Source organism: Acetobacterium malicum subsp. dehalogenans DSM 11527, from assembly GCF_000472665.1.
In the GTDB taxonomy this organism is placed as follows: Bacteria; Bacillota; Clostridia; order Eubacteriales; family Eubacteriaceae; genus Acetobacterium; species Acetobacterium malicum.
Genome location: NZ_AXAC01000074.1, coordinates 1 through 2,592, shown reverse-complemented (window position 1 = coordinate 2,592; position 2,592 = coordinate 1). Strand labels below are relative to the sequence as shown.

Genomic DNA, 2,592 nt, shown 5'->3' with positions numbered 1-2,592 from the left:
TTGACATCTGCGACTTTGTTGCTCTTGGAGTTTACCGATTTCTTTGACATCGTTATTTTATTCTCCTTACCGAGCAGCTTGTCTTTCCAATGATANATTGTGTATGGATCAACCCCATATATTTTACTTAGTTCAGTAGGAGTATGCACGCCTGTGCAATAATCCTTTACTGCTTGTTCTTTTTGCTCTTGAGTACATCGTACCAAAGACTTTGATGCTTTACAACTCCATTTGCGTTTATTGTGAGCGACATCTTCGTTTAACCAGTCGCATAAAGTTGTTTTGCCAGGATATCCTAATGCTTTAATTGTGCGGCTGATACTTTTACCGTTTTTCAGATAATAATCTACTGCTTCTTGGCGTTGTTCTTTCGAATACTTGGAGTTATTTTGTTGGCTCAATCCATCTAATGTGCCATGTTTTTGATATTCTTTGTACCATATAGCCAACCGATTTCTAGATGGGTAACCCAACTCACGGATCACTGCCCTAGCATTATAATCGTATTCGATATAGAGCCTTATTACCTTCATACGGTCTTCATTTGAATACATTTGACATCCTCCTTAAAACTATTTAGTCCAGGATTATGTCCGCATCCCCCCAGCCCATGCCTGAAATTCTTCGGCACTATAGGAAAGATATTTCTGGTGGGCCAGCGGCATGTGTTCGAAACGGACAACCGGCTCCCGCAGTTGCGCTGCTGATCGGGGATGGGATGCCACCCGGGAACCGTGAAAAAAGACTTCCACGGTTTTCTCTGTCAGCCGGATGTCGACATCTTCCCCAATCAGATCAAATGGCACCGAAAACTTGTTTTTTCCATCAGAGATCAAGTAATCCCGGGGAACCCTGGCGGTGGACCAGATGGCCGGTTCATATGGGGTAAATGGAAGCGGCTTCATGAAGTCATGTTCTTCCTCATAATAAGCGCGGTGGCGATTGCCTTCCCGCTTTTTAAAAGGAAAATGGTTCAGCTCTTCGAGCTTTTTAGAAGTAGGGAAGTAGGTGCCTGACACCGATGTATAAACATAATGGTAGACATTTAGCTAGCAGTGGTGTATACTGAAAACAAGATATTGTTTCTGCGGCGAATGGCTGAGACTGATAAGGATATGAAAAATGAATATTGAAAATTTAAGAGAAATCTGCAACGATGAAACGATCGAAGTTAGCCGACATGCTTTGGATCGATTTATGAAAAGGGGTACTAAATATTCTGACGTCAAAAATGCAATCATGACCGGTGAAATAATTGAGCCCTATCCTGAGGTTTATCCACATCCGAGTTGTTTAATTTTAGGAGCATCAATTGACAAATTGTTAGTCCATGTTTTTGTTGGTTATACTGATTGTAAATTATGGATAATAACCGCTTATTATCCGGATGTCGACATGTGGAAAGACGGTTTTAAGTTGAGGAAGGAGAACTAGAATGGATTGTTTTTTGTGCAAAGGGAAGCTGACAGAGTCAACTACCACCTATATGGCTGACTTAGGAAACATCATTGTGATTGTTAAAAATGTACCTTGCCATAAGTGCATCCAATGCGGCGAAGAATCATTTAGTGGTACGGTTGTTGCACAATTAGAACACATTATTGATCAATTGCGCAATACTTTAACAGAGATTGCTGTCGTCAATTATGACAATCGTGCTGCCTAGAGAGAATCATTTACAACAAGACACTGGGAGGTTCGCGAATGATTGAACAGAAAGTGGGAGAAAAAGGGGAAGGGTTAGGATCTGTTAAAAAGACCTCAAAAATAAGAATGGAAAAATTGTTTGAGCAGGTTAAAAAATGTGCCAGTAACTACCCGAATATCTATAAAATTGTCTTGTTTGGATCACGGGCAAGAGGCGATTATCGGCCCAATAGTGATATTGATTTGGCAATATTCAGTAGCAGCAGCTCTAACCTTGAGGTAGCGAATTTTACGGATGAAATTGAAGAACTGGATACCTTGTTAAAATTTGATATTGTATTCATGACACCTGATGCGGATCCACGTTTACTTGAAAATGTTAAGCAGGAAGGAGTTGTTTTAATGGAATTGTTGTCAAATAAAGTCGAAAATCTAAAAAAAGCAGTTGATCGCCTGAGTGAAGGAATTTTAGAACTTCAAGCCAATAAAAGCAGCATTGTCCGTGATGGGGTCATCCAGCGGTTTGAATTTACGACGGAACTTGCCTGGAAAGCTGCCAGGGAATATCTGATGGATCAAGGGTTCGTTGATATTAACAGTCCGAAGTCGGTTATGAAAGAAGCGTTTAGTTATGGTTTAATCACAGAGGATAAGATTTGGATTCAACTGTTAAATGATCGCAACTTAACGTCTCATATTTATAAAGAAGAAATCGCAGATGAAATATGTTACCGAATTATAAAGACGTATTTTCAGGAATTCAAAGCTCTCTCAAAACGTTTGGCGGAATAGCAAAGTTCGGTGCCTGACAGTGCGGCCGGAGGAGAGAAGGTGCGGCCGGAGGAGAGAAGGTGCCTGACACTATCTTGCAAACTTGTTTGTATATTGCCATTGATATGGTATAATAGCTCTAGTGGATGAAGCCAATTATTAATTATGCTGATG

Annotated in this window: 4 protein-coding genes; 3 read left to right on the top strand and 1 reads right to left on the bottom strand. The window is 40.4% G+C overall.

The genetic code is table 11. The annotated features are described in order from the left end of the window. Positions 1-587 precede the first annotated feature (587 nt). Positions 588-905, bottom strand: coding sequence for a Mu transposase domain-containing protein (locus A3KS_RS0117115; RefSeq protein ID WP_026395925.1), 318 nt, complete (start codon positions 903-905; stop codon positions 588-590). Between the two features lie 217 nt (positions 906-1,122). Here A3KS_RS0117115 and A3KS_RS0117110 point away from each other — a divergent pair, with 217 nt between their 5' ends. From A3KS_RS0117110 to A3KS_RS24065, 3 genes are read left to right on the top strand one after another with little or no spacing between them, the layout of a single operon-like run. Then, positions 1,123-1,434, top strand: coding sequence for a DUF4258 domain-containing protein (locus A3KS_RS0117110; RefSeq protein ID WP_026395924.1), 312 nt, complete (start codon positions 1,123-1,125; stop codon positions 1,432-1,434). Between the two features lies 1 nt (position 1,435). Then, entirely contained in the window at positions 1,436-1,666 is a 231-nt protein-coding gene (locus tag A3KS_RS0117105) for a type II toxin-antitoxin system MqsA family antitoxin (protein ID WP_026395923.1), read from the top strand. A gap of 38 nt (positions 1,667-1,704) precedes the next feature. Continuing rightward, the gene (locus A3KS_RS24065) at positions 1,705-2,439 is read left to right on the top strand and encodes an HI0074 family nucleotidyltransferase substrate-binding subunit (RefSeq protein ID WP_084505060.1); all 735 of its coding nucleotides are present in this window, start codon (positions 1,705-1,707) and stop codon (positions 2,437-2,439) included. Positions 2,440-2,592 lie beyond the last annotated feature (153 nt).

Bases quoted from the DNA above. Each gene is read 5' to 3' on its own strand.
- A3KS_RS0117110 (WP_026395924.1), top strand. From the start codon at position 1,123: ATGAATATTGAAAATTTAAGAGAAATCTGCAACGATGAAACGATCGAA.
- A3KS_RS0117105 (WP_026395923.1), top strand. From the start codon at position 1,436: ATGGATTGTTTTTTGTGCAAAGGGAAGCTGACAGAGTCAACTACCACC.
- A3KS_RS24065 (WP_084505060.1), top strand. From the start codon at position 1,705: ATGATTGAACAGAAAGTGGGAGAAAAAGGGGAAGGGTTAGGATCTGTT.
- A3KS_RS0117115 (WP_026395925.1), bottom strand. From the start codon at position 905: ATGAAGCCGCTTCCATTTACCCCATATGAACCGGCCATCTGGTCCACC.